Annotated in this window: 20 protein-coding genes and 1 pseudogene; 18 read left to right on the top strand and 3 right to left on the bottom strand. The window is 42.5% G+C overall.

Going from position 1 to position 23,655, the window contains the following annotated elements:
• Positions 1-61 precede the first annotated feature (61 nt).
• From MUG84_RS17650 to MUG84_RS17610, 9 genes are all read left to right on the top strand, one after another.
• The gene (locus MUG84_RS17650; protein ID WP_098747751.1) at positions 62-349 is read left to right on the top strand and encodes a BMC domain-containing protein; all 288 of its coding nucleotides are present in this window, start codon (positions 62-64) and stop codon (positions 347-349) included.
• 157 nt (positions 350-506) lie between these two features.
• Entirely contained in the window at positions 507-1,331 is an 825-nt protein-coding gene (locus MUG84_RS17645; RefSeq protein ID WP_244727121.1) for a cobalamin adenosyltransferase, read from the top strand.
• 13 nt (positions 1,332-1,344) lie between these two features.
• Positions 1,345-1,971: an ethanolamine utilization phosphate acetyltransferase EutD gene (gene eutD, locus MUG84_RS17640; RefSeq protein WP_244727591.1), complete on the top strand. Its 627-nt coding sequence runs from the start codon at positions 1,345-1,347 to the stop codon at positions 1,969-1,971.
• A gap of 27 nt (positions 1,972-1,998) precedes the next feature.
• Positions 1,999-2,688: an ethanolamine utilization protein gene (locus MUG84_RS17635; RefSeq protein ID WP_244727119.1), complete on the top strand. Its 690-nt coding sequence runs from the start codon at positions 1,999-2,001 to the stop codon at positions 2,686-2,688.
• A 16-nt stretch (positions 2,689-2,704) separates the two neighbouring features.
• The gene (locus MUG84_RS17630; protein WP_244727117.1) at positions 2,705-2,980 is read left to right on the top strand and encodes a EutN/CcmL family microcompartment protein; all 276 of its coding nucleotides are present in this window, start codon (positions 2,705-2,707) and stop codon (positions 2,978-2,980) included.
• Positions 2,973-3,518 carry a BMC domain-containing protein gene (locus MUG84_RS17625; RefSeq protein ID WP_244727114.1) on the top strand — a complete coding sequence of 182 codons (546 nt, stop codon included), beginning with the start codon at positions 2,973-2,975 and terminating at the stop codon, positions 3,516-3,518. The genes MUG84_RS17630 and MUG84_RS17625 overlap by 8 nt, the downstream gene beginning before the upstream one ends.
• Positions 3,519-3,574: 56 nt before the next feature.
• Positions 3,575-4,672, top strand: coding sequence for an ethanolamine utilization protein EutH (gene eutH, locus MUG84_RS17620; protein ID WP_244727112.1), 1,098 nt, complete (start codon positions 3,575-3,577; stop codon positions 4,670-4,672).
• A gap of 174 nt (positions 4,673-4,846) precedes the next feature.
• Positions 4,847-5,566 carry a response regulator transcription factor gene (locus MUG84_RS17615; protein ID WP_280521383.1) on the top strand — a complete coding sequence of 240 codons (720 nt, stop codon included), beginning with the start codon at positions 4,847-4,849 and terminating at the stop codon, positions 5,564-5,566.
• A 6-nt stretch (positions 5,567-5,572) separates the two neighbouring features.
• Positions 5,573-6,937: a sensor histidine kinase gene (locus tag MUG84_RS17610; RefSeq protein WP_244727107.1), complete on the top strand. Its 1,365-nt coding sequence runs from the start codon at positions 5,573-5,575 to the stop codon at positions 6,935-6,937.
• 300 nt (positions 6,938-7,237) lie between these two features.
• Here MUG84_RS17610 and MUG84_RS17605 read toward each other — a convergent pair.
• From MUG84_RS17605 to MUG84_RS17595, 3 genes and pseudogenes are all read right to left on the bottom strand, one after another.
• Positions 7,238-7,720: pseudogene (locus MUG84_RS17605) on the bottom strand (C40 family peptidase); the annotation flags it as partial.
• A gap of 173 nt (positions 7,721-7,893) precedes the next feature.
• Positions 7,894-8,601, bottom strand: coding sequence for a transglutaminase-like domain-containing protein (locus MUG84_RS17600; RefSeq protein ID WP_244727105.1), 708 nt, complete (start codon positions 8,599-8,601; stop codon positions 7,894-7,896).
• Between the two features lie 43 nt (positions 8,602-8,644).
• Complete coding sequence (locus MUG84_RS17595) at positions 8,645-9,421, bottom strand: helix-turn-helix domain-containing protein (protein WP_244727103.1); 777 nt, start codon at positions 9,419-9,421, stop codon at positions 8,645-8,647.
• A 303-nt stretch (positions 9,422-9,724) separates the two neighbouring features.
• On the opposite strand from MUG84_RS17595, the gene MUG84_RS17590 reads away from it, so the two are divergent.
• The 9 genes from MUG84_RS17590 to MUG84_RS17550 all read left to right on the top strand — a co-directional run bounded on the left by MUG84_RS17590 (position 9,725) and on the right by MUG84_RS17550 (position 23,621).
• Positions 9,725-13,321, top strand: a complete 3,597-nt coding sequence (locus tag MUG84_RS17590; protein ID WP_244727101.1) for a discoidin domain-containing protein — start codon at positions 9,725-9,727, stop codon at positions 13,319-13,321.
• Between the two features lie 154 nt (positions 13,322-13,475).
• A complete protein-coding gene (locus tag MUG84_RS17585) occupies positions 13,476-14,369 on the top strand; it encodes a carbohydrate ABC transporter permease (RefSeq protein ID WP_244727099.1) in 894 nt (297 codons plus the stop codon).
• A gap of 30 nt (positions 14,370-14,399) precedes the next feature.
• Positions 14,400-15,227 carry a carbohydrate ABC transporter permease gene (locus MUG84_RS17580; RefSeq protein WP_244727097.1) on the top strand — a complete coding sequence of 276 codons (828 nt, stop codon included), beginning with the start codon at positions 14,400-14,402 and terminating at the stop codon, positions 15,225-15,227.
• Between the two features lie 123 nt (positions 15,228-15,350).
• A complete protein-coding gene (locus MUG84_RS17575) occupies positions 15,351-16,742 on the top strand; it encodes an ABC transporter substrate-binding protein (RefSeq protein ID WP_244727094.1) in 1,392 nt (463 codons plus the stop codon).
• Between the two features lie 23 nt (positions 16,743-16,765).
• The gene (locus MUG84_RS17570) at positions 16,766-18,439 is read left to right on the top strand and encodes a sensor histidine kinase (protein ID WP_244727092.1); all 1,674 of its coding nucleotides are present in this window, start codon (positions 16,766-16,768) and stop codon (positions 18,437-18,439) included.
• Positions 18,436-19,974 carry a response regulator gene (locus MUG84_RS17565; RefSeq protein WP_244727090.1) on the top strand — a complete coding sequence of 513 codons (1,539 nt, stop codon included), beginning with the start codon at positions 18,436-18,438 and terminating at the stop codon, positions 19,972-19,974. Before MUG84_RS17570 ends, MUG84_RS17565 begins: the two co-directional genes overlap by 4 nt.
• A 130-nt stretch (positions 19,975-20,104) precedes the next feature.
• The gene (locus MUG84_RS27525) at positions 20,105-21,121 is read left to right on the top strand and encodes a Gfo/Idh/MocA family protein (protein WP_244727088.1); all 1,017 of its coding nucleotides are present in this window, start codon (positions 20,105-20,107) and stop codon (positions 21,119-21,121) included.
• Positions 21,122-21,223: 102 nt separating this feature from the next.
• A complete protein-coding gene (locus MUG84_RS17555; protein ID WP_244727086.1) occupies positions 21,224-22,300 on the top strand; it encodes a glycosyltransferase family protein in 1,077 nt (358 codons plus the stop codon).
• 37 nt (positions 22,301-22,337) lie between these two features.
• Positions 22,338-23,621, top strand: coding sequence for a nucleotide sugar dehydrogenase (locus MUG84_RS17550; protein WP_244727083.1), 1,284 nt, complete (start codon positions 22,338-22,340; stop codon positions 23,619-23,621).
• Positions 23,622-23,655 lie beyond the last annotated feature (34 nt).

Here is a 23,655-nt window from a genome sequence, read left to right as displayed (position 1 = left end):
AAACAACCAAAGGTTACACAAAAATTTATTATAAATAACAATTTCTAGGAGGAATTTAATCATGGCAAACGCAAACGCATTGGGAATGGTAGAAACTAAAGGTTTGGTAGGAGCAATCGAAGCAGCAGACGCAATGGTGAAAGCAGCTAACGTTACATTGATTGGTAAAGAGCAAATCGGTGCAGGTCTCGTTACTGTTATGGTTCGCGGTGATGTGGGTGCGGTTAAGGCAGCTACTGATGCAGGCGCAGCAGCAGCAGAACGCGTTGGAGAATTGTTGTCGGTACACGTCATTCCAAGACCACATGCGGAAGTGGACGCAATTCTGCCTAAGACAAAGGCAGAATAATACATTCCGGACAAGCCAGATTAGGTGGACAGTAGAATGCGGGCTTAGGCCCGCATTCCACTTCCTGCCTATAAGCGATGCCCTGGCAAGTAACAGCTCGGGCGATCGCGTATAGAGGTAATATGAACACGCATTCGCCTTAGAAGGATGTGAGAACATGGCTTTGATTACGGAAAGTGAGCTTCGTAAGCACTATCGGAATCAGAATCTAAAGGAAGTTGCCGTTTATGAGACGGCGCCTGGAACGATTCTGACACCATCGGCCAAAAGCTTTTTGACCGATCATCAGATTGAACTTCGATATGTGAAAGCTCCTGAGGATGATAAAGGTACAGTGGATGCACCTGCACCGGCATCAACGTCGGCAGCCCAAAAGGAAGTTAAGCTTCAAATTACAACCAACCTGGATGTTGAACCGGCAACAGGAGGAAAAAAGCGGTTTCGAACACTGTACGGCGGATTTTTGGAAACGAAGCCGGAGCATATGACGCATTTGCATGGAAATATGCTCGTGTTTAAAGATCATCCACGGATATTATTCCGCGGTAAGCTAGATTCATTGGAAACGAAAATATTGGAAGCGCAAATCAGCTGCTTCAAGCTGAATATGACCAAGCTGGTCGACGATTTGGAAGAGATCTTGCAATTCGTACGGCGAATCGTACGCTGTGAAGTGCTGAGCGAAAGTATTGAAGAGTTTAATCTGCTTGGGATGACACCTAAGGAATTGCGGGAGCAATCCCATTTTCCCAAGAAGTATTTTGGATTGGAACATTTTCAACCCAGCTATGATATGGGCGAAGCGGTTGTTGTCATAAATGCGTTACGCACATTGACAAGAGAGACGGAACTGCTGGCTTATCAAGCCTTCAAGAAGGAACACGGAGATGTAGAGCGTGAAGACATCATTCGGACATTGAACCGTTTATCTTCCTTGTTCTGGATTATCATGTTCCGCATCCGTGTCGGACAGTACAACTGATGAGGTGATAATGGTGGATAACACTCTGGTAGAGAGCATTATCAATGAAGTAGTCAAGAGAGTGCAGGATGAAACCTGTATCGAGATTGAAGCATCCGGCAAGCATGTGCATTTGAACCGTGAGGCGATTGATGCGTTGTTTGGCGAAGGCTATCAATTGACGAAAGCAAAGGATCTTTCCCAGCCGGGACAATATGCATGCAAAGAACGCGTCACGCTGATCGGGCCAAAAGGCTCTCTGCATAATGTTGTCGTGCTCGGTCCGGAACGCAAAGAATCACAAGTCGAGGTTTCGCTTACGGATTCGGTCGTGCTCGGCGTGTCTGCTCCGGTAAATGAAAGCGGCAAGCTGGATGGAACCCCGGGTATAGTCATCGCTTCGGGCAGCAATATGATTCGGCTCGACCGAGGCTTAATCGCTGCACAGCGTCATATTCACGTGAAAGCGGAAGACGCGGAAAAATACAACGTGAAGAACGGCGAGATTGTACAGGTGAAAGTGTACGGCAAACGCCCTCTTATTTTCGACGACGTGCTTGTAAGAGTCAGCGAGAGCTATGAAACCTACATGCATATTGACTATGATGAGGCGAATGCATGCGGTTTTACGAAAGGTACGAAGGGGAAAATTTTGAAGTAGGGCATCCAGGTTTAGGAGCGTGAAAAAATGAACATAGAAGCTCTGGATCGGGCTGCAATTGTTGAAGCCGTCACGGCTGAAGTCATGAAGAGGCTGGGGCAGAAGGACGAACCGATTGCATGTAAAAAGCAAGCGGTTCTTCTGACTGTAGAACCGTTGCCGGAACTTGAAAACATGCTAAAGCCATATTTTGAGGTTCGTTATTATGACGAGACCCTTAGAGATTGCGATGTGCTGATTATTACGAATCTATGTCTTCAGCTGTTATCCAATCTCGCGAACGGTATCAGTGCAGGCCCGCGTGAACGGTTTGTGTTGACGATGCTGCTGAAGGGACGAAAAGTTGTTGCTCTGGAGGAAGGTCTGAATTACCGTAAATACAAGTCAACGGCACCCGTCCTGTTGTACAAGATGTACGAAGAATTTACGGACAAGTTGAGCAATTATGGCATCCGGGTAGTCAAAAAACAGGATGTGCTTACGACTTGTATAGAGGAAGGCCGGAGTCCCGATATTCATAAGGTTGATCATCGTACCGAATCTTTCGATGGATCGAATCAACCGGAAGTGCTGAATCGGAAAGTCATTACCGAAGCGGAACTCAAAAAGTGCCGTCTGAAAAATCGGAAAGAAATCGTAATTGACCGGCATAGTATCATTACGCCGCTTGCTCAGGATTACTTGCGCACGCAGCAGATGCAGGTGCACAGAAGATAACGGGCGAGGTGAACCTATGATCGTGGGACAAGTTACGGGAAGCCTGTGGGCTACCCGCAAGGATAATAAGCTGAACGGGCTGACCTTTCTGGTGGTCAAGCCGCTATCATATAACAATGAACCTGTCGAGCGCGACTATTTTGTAGCTGCGGATAACGCAGGAGCTGGCATAGGGGATACAGTTCTGGTGACGACAGGAAGTGCGGCTCGAACATCACTTGCCAATACAGACGTACCCGTTGACGCTGTCATCGTAGGTATCGTCGATTCTATCGAGGTGCCCCATGACTAGTGCAATAGGTGTTGTCGAGCTGCGCAGCATTAGCAAAGGCTATGAGACGGCAGACCGCATGCTGAAGACTTCCCCAGTCGAGGTGCATCACATGAAGCCGATCTGTCCGGGCAAGTTTCTCATCATCATGAGCGGCGATACCGCAGACGTACAGGCAGCGATGGAGACAGCCAAGGCGGAATCCGGAGAATTCCGGATCAGTGATTTTGAACTGCATGGCGTTCATCCTGATATTGTGAACGGATTGAAACGTCGGCAATCTTCTCAGCCTGTAGATGCACTTGGAATAGTAGAGACGTCTACGGTATCTTCCGGTATATTTGCACTTAATGAGGCTCTAAAGCAGTGTGATATTCATGTAAAGAAAATGAATCTTGGCATGGCGATTGGCGGTAAGTTCCTCGCCGTGTTCACGGGAAGTGTCAGTGATGTCGAGCAGGGGATGAAGGTGTTCGTATCCTCCATGGATCAAAAGCGGATTATTCATTACACCGTACTTCGTTCCCCGTCCGAGGAAATCCAGCAGCATTTCCGATAGGAAGTTTTAGAAGATTCGCTTTTGATCACATAGTGAAAGAATGGAGGAGCATTTTCGTGGGGATTAATGAAATCATCATTTACGGCATGGTTATTTTCATGATTCTTGGTGCCATCGATAAGTGCCTTGGGTATAAGTTCGGACTCGGGCAACAATTCGATGAGGGTATTATGGCCATGGGTTCGCTTACGCTGGCTATGGTGGGGATCATCTCCTTGTCTCCGGTAATAGCTAACTTGCTGAGTCCGATTGTCGTTCCATTGTATACGGCGCTGGGAGCAGACCCTGCTATGTTTGCAACTACGCTGCTTGCAAATGACATGGGTGGATTCGCACTGGCTCAGGAACTGGCACAAAGTCCGGAGGCGGGTTTATTCGCAGGTACAATTCTAGGGGCTATGCTTGGTCCTACCATTGTATTCATCATTCCGGTTGCGCTTGGCATTATCAAAAAGGAAGACCATAAATATTTAGCTACCGGCGTGTTGGCTGGTATCATCACGATTCCACTTGGTTGTTTGATCGGTGGATTAGTGGCTGGTTTCGAGCTTTCGATGATTTTGTCTAACCTTGTACCAATCATTTTGTTTGCTGTACTTATCGTGCTTGGGTTGTGGAAGTTCCCGCAAGGCATGATCAAAGGCTTCACGATCTTTGGCCAGTTTATTGTTATCGTAGCGACATTGGGACTCGCAGCTGGTATCGTGCAGCAGTTGACGGGTATTACCATTATTCCGGGTCTTGCTCCAATTGAAGACGGAATCAAGGTCGTTGGTGATATTTCTATTGTGTTGGCTGGTGCTTTTGCGATGGTATTCGTCATCACGAAAGTATTCAAAAAGCCGCTCATGAAACTGGGCAAATTGCTCGGCATGAACGAGATCGCAGCGGCAGGCCTCGTGGCTACGCTTGCCAACGTCATTCCGATGTTCGGCATGATGAAAGACATGGATGCGCGAGGCAAAGTCATCAACGTCGCATTTGCCGTATCTGCAGCGTTTGTGTTCGGCGATCATCTCGGCTTTACGGCTGGGGTAGCGAAAGAAATGATTTTCCCAATGATTTGCGGTAAGCTTGTCGGCGGAATTTCGGCGATTTTCGTAGCCGTATTTTTGGCGAAGAGGATGGCTCCAGAACCGAAGAAAGCGGAATAGGAGTCAATTGGTCCTTTTACGTACTATTTTATTTTACGCATTTAATTATCCGATACTAGATGGGCCCACTTATAAAAAGTGGGTTCTTTTTTTGTACCGAATAGCCGCCTTCAACTTGGTGATACTGAACAATAGCATCGTTATTTTTATACTTTTCTCATACCCTTACATGACATGAACCGGGGGAAGATCGTGCAAAAAAGGATTCTCATTATTGATGATGAAGTGAAAATATCCAGACTGCTTGAGCTGGAACTCACGCACGAAGGTTATGAAGTAGAGCTTGCGGATAACGGGCGTGAAGGTCTGGAAAAGGCGCAGCACCAATCCTGGGACCTGATCATACTGGATATTATGCTCCCGGAATTGAATGGGGTTGAAGTGCTGAGAAGACTTCGAAAAGTGGATCTGGTCACACCGGTTATTCTGGTCACTGCCCGCAACACCACGCCTGATAAGGTAGCTGGACTCGATCAAGGCGCAAATGACTATATCACAAAGCCGTTCGAGATCGAGGAGCTGCTTGCCAGAATCCGGGCTAACATTAGACACAGAGTTGACGAAACGCTGCAGCAGGGTCAAAATCAGGACGTCTTGGAGATCGGGAGCCTGGTCTTAAACAGGAAATCAAGAAGCGTCAAACGGGAAGGACAGGATATCGACCTGACACCTAAAGAATATGATCTTCTGCTTTATTTATTGGAGAATAAAAATCATGTGCTAAGTCGTGAGCAGATCATTACACATGTATGGGGTTATGATTTTTTTGGTGATACGAATATCGTGGATGTATATATCCGGTATGTCCGGAAAAAGATCGAACAGAATTTCAAAGGGAAATTGATTCAAACGATACGTGGTGTCGGTTACTGTATTCGAGAAGAAGGACAGTGAAGAGCCGTGAAGCTCAGAACGAAAATTACACTGCTGACCACAAGCCTCCTGATCGTCATCCTTCTGTGTGTTGACGTGGCTGTATATCTGTTGTTTATTCGTACCGCAACACAGAATGAAGTAGAGCAGCTTCACGATAAATGGGAGCCGATCGCTGAGAAGACAGGTGTGGAAGCTGTTCAAAATGCCAAGGTTGATTTGAGCAGTTACTTGACAGAAGATATGATGATCCGGATTTTCGACGCGCAGTCGCGGCTGATCCATGAATACCGGAACGGGGCAAATTACAGTCTGTCGGATATCACGTTCGATCCGAATATCTATTCGACGCTAGCTAATATCGATGACCGGAAAATATTGATCGTCCATTTGCCAATGATGTCCGGTAGCGAACGAATAGGCACGTTTGAGATCTCCGAAAAATGGGATACACTCGATACGAATATGGAGATACTGGTTAGTATTCTTACATTTTCCACGATCGGAGCCATCATCGCCTGTATTTTTGGGGGAATTCTAATTTCGAGGACGATTGTTAAACCGATCGCCAGCAGTATTCAAACGATGCAGGAAATTGAGAGCAGCCTCCTCTTTAAAAAAATTCCTGTACGCGGTAATTCCAATGCCGAACTCTACAAAATGACCGAGACTTTTAACCGTATGATCGATAGACTGGAGGAAAGCTTTGTACGTCAGCAGCAGTTTGTTTCGGATGCCTCGCATGAACTGAATACGACGGTTACGATCGTGCAGGGGTACGCAAGCATGCTGAGGCGGTGGGGAAATCAGGATAAGGAAATTCAGAACGAAGCCGTGAATTCGATTTTTGAGGAAACAAAGAGAATGCGCATCATGACCCAGCAACTGCTGGACTTAGCATCATTTCAGCATGGTGTGCCGTTAAAGTTTGAGAAATTTGATTTGGCGGAATGCTGCAGTGAAGTGATCTCGAATTTGAAACAATTGTATCCCCGGGATATTAAGCTATACAATCCACAAAGAAAATTGAACCTGTATGCTGACCGAACCAAGATAAAACAGCTGCTGCTCATTTTAGGAGACAATGCGCTCAAATACAGTTCCGAAACGGTCGAGTTCCATATTTCAAGTGAAGAAGGGAATGCTGTAATCTATGTAAAAGATTATGGTATAGGTATTCCGGCAGATGAGGTTCATCATGTGTTCGAACGCTTTTACCGTGTTGACAGCTCGCGTCACCGAAAGACTGGGGGCACTGGTCTCGGGCTTCCTATCGCGAAATCCATAGCCCAGGAGCATCAGGGATCGATTTCCATTGTGAGCACAGAGGGAGCGGGAACGGAAGTTAAAGTGGAAATTCCGATGGATCTGATTGAACGATCAGCGAAGTGATATGAAGGCGGCCAATAGAAAAAACTACGTTTAACACGGTGGTTAAACGTAGTTTTATGCTGTGGTCAATTAGTCTCTATTCTCAGCTTGGTGGCCTTGATGATTATGGGTTTGTTTATCATGTGATTTGTTTTGATGATGTGAAACATTACTGTGTTGATTGTTTTGCTCGGATGAACCATTATCTACGGACTGATCTTGTAAACCTTGGCTGGAATCAGGAGCGGATACTTGGCTAGAATCGGAAGCTGCAGCCTGGTTTGTTGAATCTGATTTCGGTGCAGCTTGTCCATTTGTTGGTATTACGCGGCGAGCCGTCGTGTAATGTGAGTTCCACCAACCGGAGTTCAAATCGGAGATCGTAACTCCGCCTTTTCCGTACGTATGAAGTATCTTACCGTTCCCCATGTACACCGCAACGTGGTGGATTGGAGAATAGAAGAACACCAGATCGCCGGGCTGTAACTGATCCCTTGACACATATGTGCCTACGGTTGATTGTTCTTTAGAAGAACGAGGGAGTGAAATGCCATTTTGTTTAAAAATATACTGAGTAAAAGATGAGCAATCAAAAGTACTTGTATCACCGGATTTCGACCCATATTTATAAGGGACTCCTAGATACTGCTTGCCTGTAGCAATAATTTGATCAGCTGTTGATGCAGATGCGGCGAATGCTGAGCTAGTAGGAAGAAGAACGCTTCCTGCTGGCAAGATAACCGCAAAGCTTAATGCGATTCCGATACATAATTTGCTGAAACGTTTCTTAGATGTAGTATTCATAACTCTCCTCCATCTACTTATTGGATTAGGTTTGATCACCTGCATCAACCATAACACAATAAAAGTTTCCGCCATTTTCCAGAGGAGTCGTGAGACGAGTGTTGGCAAGGCTTTGACCAGCAAAATTAGAATTCGATGAGAATTCCTGCGTTAATTTTTCATTGACATTTTGATTACTTGTTAAATTTGCCTTCTCGAATAGCATCCGTACGCTGATTGACCCGTTTACGTAACAGATTAAGGACTGCCTTTTTGAAAGAACTCTTAGTATTGTTGTAGGTTTCAAAGAATTCATCTGGATTGTTGTAATACCCTAGATCCTCCGTAATCGAGAAGCTCTGAATATATGTGCTGTCACCGCGCCAGCATAAATTGACCTGGTCTTTGCTCTTAATGGATATACCGTATCCAATGTACCCACCGTTATAACTGCACAACTTATCCTGCACCTCATTCAGATAAGAATCGTCGATAATGACTCCTTCTAGTGCCATCCATTTGTCCTTGAACAACACTTCCGTCCAAGCGTGTACGATTTTGCTAGGAGCTAACGCGTAGATAACACCGGTAAGAGCTCCTTTCTGCATTTTCTTATCAATGTAGAATCCATGAATTCTACAGGGAATGCCTACGCCCCGCAGTAATGCCATGAGCAGTATGCTTTTCGTATTACACTGTCCATAGCCATCGGACAGCACCTCGGAAGCAGGAATATCATCGCCCCGGTTGTAGCCGAATTTGATCTGATTGCGGACAAAATCGTATATTTGGCGAATTGCTTCGTACTCCTCAGCATGATTCCATTGCTGCTGTGCAATTAGTTTTTGAATCGTTGGATGGATATAGTCCACTAATTTGGTTTCTTGTAAATATGGTTTCATTCCCATCACCCTTTCTGACTTAACTATAAGGGAGTTGGGATGATTAGACTTTCAAATATCTGCTATTTTGAACGATTGAGCGCGGAGCCATTCCGAGCTTGTCTCTTGCCGTACTCGAGAAATGAGAGGAGCTGTTGAAACCTGCTTCAATCGCTGCTTCCGTTATAGACGAGCCGCCGAATATGTAATGGAATGCAGCTTCCAATTTATGATGAACGATGTAACTGGCTAGCGATATTCCAACCTTTTCTTTGAACAAATGAGATAGTCTACTCTCCGATAAGTACATGCGCTCACTGAGAGCTTTCACAGACATTTGATCCATACGATGTGTTTCAATTATTTGTAAAACATGCTGAATGCGTTCATCCAAGATGGATTCTATACTATTTTTTTCAAGCTGTAATATTTGTTTGCATTGCTCTATCGCACTTCCATAATCGGCTGAACAGGTTACCGAGAATATCGACTGGATTGCCAGTTGCTGCAGCAGCTCTACCTGATCATTGTCCAGTACATGCATACTTTTATTGTTGAAATAGGTGCGTTTAAGCAGTTCTCCGAACATGGATTCAGGGTTGATAAGCAAGTACCACTGCCATTGCCGGCTTCCGTCTAATCGATGAACTGTGTTGGATTGAAGTATGACGCCCTGGGCTTGTACAGGCTGTCCCGCAATAGTGATGTTTACGTTCTGTTCGAGACCAACGGTCAATTGAATATAATGATGGCTGTGATTGCTTGCATCTACTTTGTTCGTCAGAAATGAAATATGATCATTACCAAAATACAAGATAAGCTCATAAGGTGAAACAATCATCGAAACGTCACTCTTCCTTCATGTCAGTATCGTCTAAGCAGTATTCTACATTAGTCCGAATTATACAAAGAGCTATGAATGAAGTAAAGCAATGATATGGAAACTGAATTTACATAAACATTGATAACAAAATACAAATGGTTTCAGCTAAAACTACAAAGCGTTTAGCGTTTAATGAATTATAATTTGAGTGCGCTTACAATTTAAATTTGTAATTGAAGGGGGGACAAATTCAGCCAGAGGCTTCTCAACGGAAAGTGCAACAGAATTCGAGTTGAAGTTTCAGGAAAGGTGGAAAATAGTATGTTTAAAATGCTTCAAGTGAGTAAGACTTCAATTTCTATGTTTCTGATTCTAACTGTATTTGCAGTTTTATTCGCAATAGTGGTTCAGATACCGAGGGCAAATGCTACTTCAGCAAATTATACCCAAACAACGGAAACAATTGACGGTGTTCATTATTCGGTTATAACTGTCACTTATTCCGGGGATGATGCAGGTCTGGCAATAAATGAAGCGATTGAAGCCGCTAGAAGCGCCGCAAAACCGGTCATATTGGATTTTCCGAAAGCCACATATCACTTTAAAGATTCGTCCGCCATTGATGCTCAATATTATATTTCCAATGCTTCAACAGCATCAGAAACGCCAGGCGGGTGGAGAAAGGTCGGGCTTTTGTTTAAAAACATAAGCGACTTGACGATTCGGGGAAACGGGTCAACGATGATGTTTCACGGAGTAATGACGCCCATTGTATTTGATCATGCCGTTAATGTGAACATGAATGACATTAGCTTTGATTTCAAGCGGCCGGTTATGTCCGAGATGACGGTGGCTGCAGTTGGCAGTAACTATATTGATATGAATGTTCATCCGGATTCATTGTATCAGATTGTAAATAATAAACTGCAATGGACGGGCGAGGTTGACAGTACTGGAGCTGCCTTAGACAATTGGGTGGCCAAGGGGTACTCAAAAATCACTGTTGTGCAGGAGTACGATCCGAATACAAAAAAGACTTGGAGAACGTCAAATCCGTTTGCAAGCTCCTCCAGTGTGCAGGATTTGGGAGAAAGGAGAGTAAGGTTTAATTATACCAGCGCCCCGAACCTAACAATCGGACATACCTATCAGCTCAGAAACGACGTTCGCAAAGAACAAGGTGCATTTATTTACCGGAGTAAGAATGTAACCTGGACTGGTGTAAACTTCTACGCTGCTCCTGGGTTAGGTATCGTTGGGCAGTATAGTGAAAACCTTACCTTTGATCAATTGAATTTCGCACCGAAAACGGGGAGTGGGCGAACAAACGCATCTATGGCCGATTTTATGCAATTTTCCGGGTGCAAAGGCCAGATTACGGTTAACAATTCCAACTTCTTCGGAGCGCATGATGACCCGATTAATGTCCATGGCACTCACCTGCAGATCGTCGATAAACCAGCACCAAACCAGGTCAAAGTAAGATTTAAGCATTCCCAGAGCTGGGGATTCGACGCTTTTGCGGTTAATGACAACATCGATTTTATAAAGGGATCTACACTAACTTCCTCCGGCAGCGCTACCATAACCGGTGTGACCCGATTAGATGATAATAATATCCTTCTTACACTGAATCAAAATGTTCCAAGCTCGGTAACCGTCAATGATTACTTTGTGGAAAACGTAACGTGGACCCCGGATGTCACAATTATGAATTCAACGTTTGAATCCATTCCTACAAGAGGTATCTTGGTGACTACCCGTGGAAATGTTTTGATTGATCATAATATGTTCAACCAAATGATTATGAGCGCAATTTTAATTGCTGACGATGCCAGCAGTTGGTATGAATCCGGTATGGTCAGGAACGTGACCATAAGCAATAACACGTTCAATAACACAGGGAATTCTGTCATAAGTATTGAGCCTAGTGCGCCTTCCACGAACCCTGATCAGACCGTGCATAGCAACATAAGTATTAAAGACAATATATTTTATAAGACAGGCGGTACCTCTTCGATCTATGCCGGTAGTGTGGATGGATTTAATTTCACTAATAATACCGCTCAAGAAGGTGGATTTCAGATTAATGCCCAAGGTTCAAAAAATGTAACGATCACAGGAAATAAATTTGTACAGAGTGGGGTAACCAAAAGTATAAACCTTTCCAACATGTATACGGATACCGATACCATTGACTCGTCTCAAGGTTTTACGGTAACGAGAAGCAACAATTATGTTCCTGTTGTTCCTAATCCTAACGACATCCCGCAATCGCAAATGATAGCAACTGCTAACAGCCAGCATAACGGTAATGAGGCAAGTAAAGCAATTGACGGGGACAGTTCAACGTTTTGGCATGCGGAATGGTCCCCGATGGCAAATCTACCTCAGTCTATATCCATCAATCTTGGAGGTGCTTATACGATTACGAAATTAAGGTACCAGCCAAGACAAGACAGCAATTCCAACGGTGTTATTACGGAATACACCATCGCTACTAGTACGGATGGAGTTAATTTTACGAACGTATCGTCCGGTACGTGGGCAGATGATAAAACAGAAAAGACTGCAACCTTCAATCCTGTATCTGCAAATTATGTAAAACTTACAGCTACCAGTGGACACGGTGGTTTTGCTTCGGCTGCTGAATTGAATGTTGAACGTGTGCCACAAAATCTTCAAAATCTTTCTTTGAATGCCATTGCGACCGCATCGAGTCAATATAATGCAAGTTTCACGCCTAGTAATGCGAAAGATGGAAACACCAGCACCAAATGGGCCCCTCAGTCTGGAAATGGTGTAAACGAGTGGCTCGAAATGGACTTTGGAACCCATAAAACGTTCAATCAGGTAACAATCAAGGAATATTTGAACAGGACAACAGGATATAAAGTACAGTATTATAACGGCTCAACTTGGGTCGATATTGTAACTGGAACAACGATAAATTCGTCGACTACCCAATCATTCCCGAGTATTACAGCACAGAAAGTTAGGCTCTATATTACCGGAACTCAAACCGATTCGAATGGCTGGGGAAGGGAACCGAACATATCAGAATTTGAAATCTACGGGAATTCTGATGCCGACCTAAAGGCTCCGGTAACCACAGCTTCCATATCCGGGAACATTGGCTTGAATGATTGGTACGTTTCGAACACGGAGATTTCCCTTCAGGCAACGGATGATTCCGGGGTTGCTTCGACCGAATATGCCTTGAAAGTCATACAGAGTGCAGACGGAAGCGAAGTTCAATCGACCAACGGGTTCATTCCTTATACATCGCCGATTACACTCGGTGAAGGAATTTATGAAGTGCAGTTTCGTTCGACGGATATTGCAGGGAATATAGAAATTGCGAAAACAATTACCGTCAAATCCGATTTGACACCACCGGCATTTGATCTGACAGCTAACGGTAATCTGCTTTCCTCAGAGACGAATTTGGAGGACGGTCAATTGATAACGTTGGACCTAGAAGTCTCGGATAGCCTGTCGGGCATAGTGACTCAAATGATTTCGGTGAATGGAGTGCAGTATGCCCCAGGTTCTCCGCTTGATTGGGCCGGAAAGCTTGGTAGTCATCTTATTGAGATTTCGGTTATGGATCTGGCGGGCAACGTTAACCAATCGACGATCAATGTAAACGTAACGACTAATACGAATGTTATGCAGCAGCTTCTGGACAGATATTCAGCATCCGGTGAATTAAATGGATCGCTTCAGAATCAACTTACGAATCGTTTAAATCAAGCGTCGGACCATTTCGATAAAGGACATAAGGACCAGGCGGTCAAACACATGGAGGATTTCCTTAAGCATATAGATAAAGCTGATCAGGGTGAAATATCCTACGATGCGAAGCAAGCTCTGATTGCTGATGCCAAGGCGATCATTGCAGATTGGTCAAAATAATCTGAAAATTTCTATAAACCGTCATGTAATGCTTTCATTACATGGCGGTTTATTTATGCAGACAATATTACAAATCATTGCAGGGGATGCTCCATACCTATCCTGTCAAAAATATAGATAATTGAGATATAGACGAGGATAGGAGGAGCTAGTAATGGTGAAAAGTTACTCTTTAGAAAGAAGAGAACGGCAAATGGGTTTTCTGTTTGCTTTGCCGAGCATGGTCGGGTTTCTGGTATTTATTTTGTTACCGATGTTAACTGTGCTTGTGCTGAGTTTCAGTAAACTGGATTTAATGTCTGGACAGTTTAGTCTAGAAGGAATGAAGTACTACAACAAGATGTTGAATGACGAGGATTTTTGGCGGTCAGTAAGGAACACTGTCGTTTATTTAGTTATTTACGTTCCATTAACACTAACTTTAGGGTTATCTATGGCCATGATCTTAAACTCAAAAATGTACTTGCGGGGAGTCGTTAGAACCTTCTTTATTATTCCGTACATTACGACATATGTAGCGACATTGGTGGTCTGGAACGTGTTTTTGCATCCAACAGAAGGACCGTTAAACAGCTTATTGATGAGCATAGGCTTCTCACATCCTCCCCAATATATGGTGGATAGCCATTGGGCACTTCCGGTGCTGGCCTTTATCGGTTCTTGGAAAGACGTAGGTTATCACTGTATTTTATTTTTGGCAGCACTACAAGGAGTCTCGAAAGACTTCTTAGAGGCATCTTCCATTGATGGCGCCAATCGCTGGCAGAGATTTAAGCATATTACTTTTCCTTTAATTTCTCCGACAACGTTTTTCTTGTTGTTGATTACAATTATAGGCGGTCTACAAGCCTTCTATCAGATGGCTCTCTTGACGAAAGGTGGACCTGCATTCAGCACAACGACATTAACGTATTACATTTATCGGTCCGCATTCGAATTCTACGATTTTTCATATGCTTCAGCGGTTGGTGTGTTCTTATTCGCATTAACGTTAGTATTTATTTTGATGAATTGGCTCACGCAGAAGAAATGGGTATTTTACCAGTAATCCCAAAAACAGAAAGGAGGAAGAGTCAACATGTCACAATTATCCATTCGGAAATTATCGACAAGCATTGTTTTCTTGCTTATAGGAATTATCTTTATTACTCCATTGCTCTGGATGTTGTCCACATCTTTTAAATTTGAGAATCAAGTATTTGAACAGCCCTTTACGTTCGTGCATTGGGGACATGTAAACTTCGATAATTATAGAACCATATTGATGGATACTCCGTTTTTAACCTGGTTTTGGAATTCTATTTTTGTCGTTTGTTTTTCTGTCATCCTGAGGTTAATCCTATCTGTATTCGGAGGATATGCATTTGGCTTTTTAAAATTCAAATACTCTGGGGCTATTTTCTTCCTCTTTCTAATGACGTTGTTTGTGCCTTATCAGTTAACCTTGCTTCCGCAATTTATCGTTTATCGATACATTGGATTATTGGATACGCGATGGGCGCTTATTATTCCCAACATGATCGACATTTTATCCATTTTTATGATGAGACAATTCTTTCTTAGCTTCCCGAGAGAATTAATCAGTGCAGCTTATATGGAGGGGTGCGGCGTCTTTAAATCTTTTGTTAAAATAGCGCTGCCTCTCGCTAAAACGCCATTAGTTACCCTGGGTCTATTGAGCTTTTTCATGATTTGGGATCAATATTATCAGCCATTAATTTTTCTTAAATCAAAGGAGTTGTTTACGATTCCAATAGGTTTGCAAAGCTTTCAGACGCAATTCGGTAAAGCCTATGCGCAGCAAATGGCGCTTGCATGCTTGGCGATTGTTCCAGTATTGGCAGTCTTCCTTACGTTACAGAGACATTTTATAGAGAGTGTCGTTTCCTCGGGAATCAAAGGGTGAAATCGTAATACAGAAAAATGCAATATTACAAATTGAGAAATTGATTTCTACATTCATACCTGCAGGAAACTCGTTGATAATGAAATTGTACATAAACAGATAAAATTAAGGGAGGGCAATAAGATGTTAAAGAAGTTGACGCTTATTACATTGGGGTGCTTCATAGTCATATCACTACTCTCAGCCTGTGGAAAAACGAGTACAACGAATGGAACAGCTAAGGAGGGGAATACGCAAAAATCCGAGCAAGCAAATGCTCAAAGCAATACAGAGAAGTCTGACGAACAGGTAACCTTGAAAATTCTGAACATTTCTGAATACTTGGATACTCCTGAATTTAAATCGTTTGTGGAACGTTTTGAAACAAAGTATCCGAATATTAAAATCGATCCGATCTCCGTTCCGCATGAACAGTATATCAGTAAAAGAAATATCATGATGGCCAGCGGTGAAAGTGTTGATTTGATTTGGGGGAACGGCGTAGACCAGTTCGACGCTATCAATAAAGGATTTTTGATGCCGATCGAAGACATTGCAAAGCAAGTTGATGTTGATATGACCAAAGATTTCGGTAATTTTAAAGCAGATAAGGACGGTCACTATTTCCGTTTCCCAATCCAGCAAAACAATTGGATGTTGTATTATAACAAAAAAGTGTTTGACGACGCCCATGTTCCTTATCCGGATCCGAAAGTGCCGATGACATGGGATGAAGTAGCTGATGTTGCACAAAAATTGACGAATACCGAGGGCAAAACGAAAGTGTATGGTCTTTTCTATAATAACTGGGGCATGTATTACTATGGATATGGAAGCCAGTTAACCAATGGTAAGTTCTATACGGAAGATGGTATGAGCAATATTAACGCGCCGGAGTTTAAACGCAGTTTGGAGTGGATGAACGATGTCATGAATGTGCGCAAAGCGGCAATGCCGATTTCGGAATATATTTCAAATAATACTGATTTTCTCTCATACTGGAATGGTAATTTCGGTATGGCGGTAGGCGCTCAATGGTATGCGCAGCTTGCTGCAACAAAGAAGGATAAGTTTCCTAGAGATTGGAAAGCGGGCATTGCGCCAATGCCGGTTCCGAAGGAAATGGCAGGTAAGCATATGAACTGGTCAAGTGTAGATTCATTGGCAGTACCAAAAAACGCCAAGCACCCGAAAGAAGCGCTCATTTTTGCCAAAGAATATGTATCGGATTATACATTGAGTACAGGGACTTTACCAATGTATAATAAAGTAAATGCAGATAAATTTTATCAAGACTTGGCTAACCAATTAAAAGATGATGACATCACATTGGATCAAGTGAAGTTTTTGTTCGGTGGGGATCCTAATACTATTAACGTTGAGGAAAAGCCTATACTCGGAGCGCCACAGGAATATGAATCTACGTTCCTCGATCAAATCGTTAATTACTATACAGGAAAAGCAACGGTAGATCAGGTATTGAATGACACGAAACAGAAGGTAGACAAAGCGATTACGGAGCAAAAAGATAAGTAATCGAATTTTAGGGGCGAAGAACGATGAAATGGAGCAGCAGAAGATATGGAGGACCTAAATCTGTTCAAAAGCGGCTATTGATTATGCTAATGACGGTTTTTATCCCCATATCATTGCTGCTTTACTTTGTTTATTCGTTTGCTGAACAGACCTTGGTGTCGAAGGTTGAAGAGATTAACCGAATAAGAGTAGAACAAACCGCATCTCGTGTACAAGATCTGTTGCAAAGAATTTTTATGGCGACGAATTTATTTATTAACGACAAGCAGTTTATCGATGCACTTGAGATCAAAGAACCTCATGACATCACCAAAAATCAAATCTATTTAGAGGCGGTTGAACGGCTTCAATACGCTTTTTTCTTGAATGAAAAATATACTGTTGTTATTCAAGATCGAAGTGGCAATGAATTTGTTTCTGAAACTTCACGTCTGCAAGTAAAGAAACAGGAGCTGCTTCAATTTGTCCATAGCAAGCACGATATCATAGGAACCGATATATTTCATAGTTCCCAGTGGTCAATAGCCGAATTCAGCAGTGAACAGCGTTTTATCGTATTTACACGATTGTTATTTAAGCCGGATACAGCGACGCCAAAAGGAATAGCAACCATTTTTATCCCGATCTCTTATATCGAGCAAATATTGCTATCAGACGATACATACTATGAAATTCAGGATGAGGAAGCCAAGGTACTTTACTCAACACCGTCATCAAGTGAACGTTCTAAAATCACACGTAAGGGAGATCAGCAAATTTCGATTCAGTTGCAGCCTGCCGATTGGTCGTTAGTGCAGCTTCGCGGGACGAATTTCTTGAAAAAACAGTTGAAATGGTTTGACTTTGCCATTTATATGACGATGGGATTAATCGTTATCATTTTCCTCATTAATTCCGCGTTGGTCATACGAACCATTCGCAAAGTATTTTATCAAGTCCGATCCCTTTCCAATCAGCTGATTGCCCACTCCCCTGTATTGAAAATATCGATGGATTCAGATCATCATATTGTTGAATTATCGGCAGTGCTTAGACAACTTGTACATAATTTAAATGCTTCAAGAGAGAATTATAAACAAGCTTCAGATGAAAAAAGGAAATTGGAAATGCAAATGCTCCAGCATCAGATTAATCCGCATTTCTTATTGAATTCCTTGAACACCATCCGTTTTATTGCCGATATTAGAAAACAACCTAAAGTAAGCTCGTTGCTGCTATCTTTATCCTATTTATTACAACAGCAGCTCTACAATGATGGCGAGTATTGGACATTTCGTGAAGAAAAAGCCTATTTGGAAAAATATATAGAGATCCTGAGAGCGCGTTTTGGTGAGAGCTTTCAAGTATATATTGATTTTGAAATGGAGTTAATGGAGCGTTCGCTTTTGCGTATGTTAATCCAGCCTCTGGTAGAAAACTGTTTTGAGCATGCTTTCGCAGGCCGAAAGAGCGGTGAGATCCGTATACGTGCTGTACGTTTGTCATTAGATCGTTTGGCTATTACGATAACTGACAACGGTACGGGGATTGTCCAAACTGAAACAAGCCAAACGCGAAAGTCGATCGGCATCAAGAATATTCGTGAGCGAATTAAACTCCATTATGGAGACAGTGCGGAATTTTCTATAGATAGCATCCCTCATATAGGTGTGACCGTAACGATGTTAATCCCCTATTCATCGGAGGTGGCAGCATGAAAATCTTAATTGTAGACGATGAAATCTCGATGAGACGGCACCTGAAGTTCATGCTCCAAGACGTCGGATTTGATATTTATGAAGCGGGAAACGGTCAAGAAGCTCTTCAACTACTTGAAGATAAACCTATCGATATTATGTTAACGGATATACGCATGCCTGTCTTGGATGGTATTGAACTGATTAAAGAGGCCAGAGTTCATTTTCCTAAAGTCTGGTCTATTGTACTGAGCAACTATGCTGAATTTGAATCCGCTCAATTGGCGATGCGTTACGGAGCCAAAAATTATGTGCTTAAGGCTACAGTAGAAAAGGAAACCCTGATCTCCGAGTTGAAGATGACGTATCGAGAACGAAGGGTGGAATTGGAAAAGATCAATAGTCTAAATTCGAACGAAATGAAGATGTTGTTGAACTCTTTATTTCACGAAGGTCTTTATCAGCATATGAATATGAACGAGCTTCGAAAAAGGGCGGAAAAGCTTCAAATCGATTTTTTTCAGCATGAAATTCCGGCGTCATACTTTGCTTTTCTTGAGATAGACCAATTTTTTATATGGTCGCAGGAAAGATTCTCTGGTCAGACAGATCTCGCCGTATTTTCTGTTATGAATATCGTTTCAGAGAAGATCAAAACATATGATGTTCGAAATGAAATCATACATCTTGCAAATGGCAAATTCGTTATGCTTCATATAGGGGAACGCGATGCATCGCGTCACATGGAAATATGCAAGGACATTCAGCAAAATTTGAAAGCATATTTGAAGTTGGACGCATCTTCGCTGGCCAATTATTCTTTTTCCTCATTTGAAGGATTGTTTGCTGCGATAAAGGCCCATATAGAAGATTTTGATCGACTATTCTATGAAGATGACGCAATCATACTATGCCAGGAGACTACAGGCACCGTTAGGTCCGATCTCGATTTATACGGTTTTTTCCAAAAGATAGATAGTGAACTTACGGAGTCATTCCAATCAAACCAGCTTTATTCATGGATTGAGTCGTTTTTTAAACTGTTCATCTATTTAAGACGTTCCCCGCAAGTGATTAAGGAAGATTTGAGATTTTTGACGGCATTTCTTGAGAAAAAGGGTTACATGGTGACCGATGAACTCAAGCGAAGAATAGAAAAAGGTCAAATGAATCGTTTGCATCAATATAAACAATTGTTTCATGAATGGCTTCAGAAGTTGCAATTGCTTGGGGGGCAGCGAGAAGAGATCATTCAAGCCCTACAGTATATTCATGAAAACTACCAGCAAAAAATAAGCTTGGATGAACTAAGCTCCGCTGTACATTTAAGCCGTTCCCATCTCTCCAAGCTGTTTAAAGATCAACTCGGCGTCGCGGTTACGGAATATGTGGAGGCATACAGAATGAAGCAAGCGAGACTGCTGCTGAGAACGACACCACTATCCATCGCTGAGATCGGCGAGCAAGTCGGCATCCCGGATATTTTTTATTTCAGTAAAATGTACAAACGATTTTATCAAGTAAATCCGAGTCAAGATAGAAATAATAGGTTATAGAATCGCATATGTCCCTCGATTCTTGCTCCTGAATTTATTTCATGTGCTGACAAATGCCGTGTCCATTTTTTGTGTTATTCATAAGATAGTCCATCGATATGATGTTAATTGCCTGATCTAACGGAAGAAGGTGAACATTATTCTCAATATTGGCATTATCGGTTATGGATACTGGGGGCCCAACTTAGCTAGAAATTTCTCCAATCATCCTCGGGTTTGTCTGAAACGAATCGTCGAATTGAAACAAGATCGTCGAATGGTTGCTGCACTTGCACATCCCCAGACCGAACTTTCTTCTTCTGTTCAAGATGTTACACGTTCTCCGGATATCGACGTCGTTGTTATTGCTACACCAGTCAGTACCCATTATGAGTTGGCTTTTGATGCACTGAATCATGACAAACATGTATGGATCGAGAAGCCCATGACTGCAACCTCTTTAGAAGGGGAGATGATCATAGAGCTTGCTTTGAAAAAGAATAAAATCGTGATGGTTGACCATACGTTTCTCTTTACCGGTGCTGTTCAAACGATCAAACAGCTGATTGACGAAAAGCGGCTAGGAGAAATGTATTATTATGATTCCGTCAGGGTAAATCTAGGGTTATTCCAACAAGATGTAAATGTAATTTGGGATTTGGCGCCGCATGACCTATCTATTATGGATTATATCCTAGGCTCTAAGCCTCAAGCGATCTCAGCCGTTGGGAAATCGCATTATGCAACAGGATTGGAGGATATCGCTTATCTTACGGTTTACTATGAGAACAACATGATTGCCCACATCCATGTCAATTGGCTGTCTCCTGTGAAAATCCGACAAACCCTTATTGGAGGAAGTCATTCCATGATCGTTTGGAATGATCTTTTATCGGATGAATCCTTAAAAATCTACAATCGCGGAGTCGACATGATTCAATCCGTGGAAAGTAAATATCATTATCTGGCCTCTTACAGAATGGGGGAGATGCATGCTCCCGTCGTTCACAAAAAAGAAGCCTTACTGCAGGAAATCGATTACTTGGTGGAGTGTATAGAGAACAATCGGCAGCCTATGAACGATGCAAGTTCAGGTACAAGGATTGTCCGAATGCTCGAAGCATCCGATGCGTCTCTAAAACAGAGCGGAGCCCCGATCCAACTATAGCCGGTCTGATCGCGATTCGCGATAATTTTCTCGTCGGAGCGATCGTAGCCGTGCCGTCGTTTTTGTGATGATTATAGTATGTATGGGGGGATATGGGAGCGAATGAACATTTTTATGTCGCCAAATCCGATGTCTGACCAAATTAAGATGCTTTCCAAAGAATTATCTAGAAATGGAAATAAAGTTTATCATTATAAAGATCCAGATATCGATCGCTTAAGTAAATTTGAACGCAAGAAAATGAAATGCGATATCTTTCATTTCCATCTAGGTCAGACTTTTTCGGGTCATCGAAGAGAATTTACTTATGTAAGTAAAGAGAATCGTATTCGGCTGATGCATCACTGGGGCTATGAAATCAGAAGTAAGAAAATCGCAGAGAGGCATAATCCGTATCTTCAGTTGTTAGATCAGTTTCATAATGAAGCAGAAATTGAGTATCTTTTGAAAGCCAGTAGATATATTCCTGCTTGTATTGTGCCGAATTTTGAAATGGTTCCGTATGTTAGTGGAGCATATCAGAGAATCTATATTCTTCCTTTGGCTGTTCGCTGTAAACATTTAACACCTCCGGCAGGTTCGGATCAGCAGCAAGTTCCCCTCATTGTTCATGTACCTAATCCATTCTATGATGAGTATCTGTATATTGAAGAAAATTTAAATAAGTTGTCTGAGAATGGACACCGCTTTAATTATGTGAGAGCAGTTAACAAAACGCCTGATGAAATTGCCACGGTGATTAGCCAATCCGATATTGTGATCGATCAAATCATGTGTGGATTTTACAGCCATATTGCTGTAGAAGCGATGAATAGGAGTAAAGCAGTCATTTCATATATTCGTGAAGATCTTCGTTTTAGACTAGACCCCCTATTGCCGATTATATCCGCCAATCCAGCAACACTGTACGACAAACTGTCACGATTGTTAAAAGACCCCATTCTACGAAGAAGATGCGGTGAACAAGGGAAGACGTATGTGGACCAACATCACTCCCTGCAGCTCGTGGCGAGACAACTGCAATGGATTTATAAAAATGAAAAAAAGTATATTCAGAAACAAGATGAAAGGAAATACGTTTTTGATTGCAAAGGAACCAAGGTGGAGATTTATGAGGTAGATTCGAAAACAGGATATGTAGATTTCCATATGGCCAAATCGAAGAATTTGCCCGTTTAGCACAATGCTCTACCTAAAACATAAGAGGTGATGTTGTATGGCGCCGCCAAGGCAAAAAGTTGCTGTTATAGGCCTTGGATATATAGGACTCCCGCTCGTGAAGCTGTTTATTCATAAAGGTGACTGCATGGTTTATGGAATTGACATTGATAAGCACAAAATGAATAGCCTGCTCCACAGAAAAAGCTATTTATCCGATTTCTCAGACAAGGATATTCAGGCTTTATTTGCTAAGGAGAGCTTTCAGGTCGGTTCATCTTTTGACGTTATCACGGATGTGGATGTTGTTATTATTTGTGTTCCGACACCAATAGACCGAAGTCAAAATCCGGATCTGACCTACATTCGTGAAGCGATCCGCTCATCAGCCCCTTATCTCCATACGGGACAAGTGATTATTCTGGAAAGCTCTACTTATCCAGGGACAACGGAAGAGGAATTGCTGCCTGTCATTGAATCTCAAGGGTTAAAGGTAGGCAAAGATGTTGCCCTTGTATACTCGCCTGAAAGAGTGGATCCTGGACAGCAAACGTGGGCTATTGAAAAAATACCTAAGGTGCTTGGAGGAGTGACTCCTTTTTGTACGCAAGCAGGTATGAAGGTCTATGAGACGATATTTGACAAGGTGGTGGCCGTTTCTTCCGCGAGAGCAGCAGAAATGACCAAACTTTTGGAGAACAGCCAACGATTCATCAATATTTCATTTATGAATGAAATCGCCATGGTATGTAAGGAAATGAAAATTGATGTATGGGAGATCATTCAAGCAGCTGGTACGAAGCCCTTCGGGTTTACCCCTTATTATCCAGGTCCGGGAATCGGAGGACATTGCATACCGGTAGATCCTCTGTATTTGCACTGGAAAGCCAAGCAACAGCATCAATTTGAAATTAACTTTATTTCTCTAGCCAATAAGATCAACGAACAGATGCCAAGCTATATTGTTCATTTGGTAGAAGAGTCGTTACAGCCTATGAAACGAATTCATGAAAGCCGTATCTTCGTAATCGGTGCTGCTTTTAAGAAAAATGTCAACGATTATCGTGAATCCAAGGCCGTAACCATCATTGAACGGTTAAAGACTTTAGGGGCAGTGGTTTATTTCTATGACCCGTACATCGAGGAATTGAAACTCAGTTCAGAACTTCTGAAGAGGTCCATATTAACGAAAGAGCACCTACAGCTTTGTGATTGTACGTTAATATTAACAGATCATTCTTGTATATCCTACGACGACATCGTCCAGTATTCACCCTTGGTCATTGATACTAGAAATGCTACGAGCCACATTGAAAATAAAGGAAATGTTATTCTGTTATAGACTCGAAGACCCTGCGTTGAAATGGAGTGCTAAG

This window comes from Paenibacillus mangrovi (genome assembly GCF_022898935.1).
GTDB lineage: Bacteria > Bacillota > Bacilli > Paenibacillales > Paenibacillaceae > Paenibacillus_AQ > Paenibacillus_AQ mangrovi.
The sequence above is the reverse complement of the archived record's forward strand: the minus strand, read 5'-3'. Positions and strand labels throughout refer to the sequence as shown.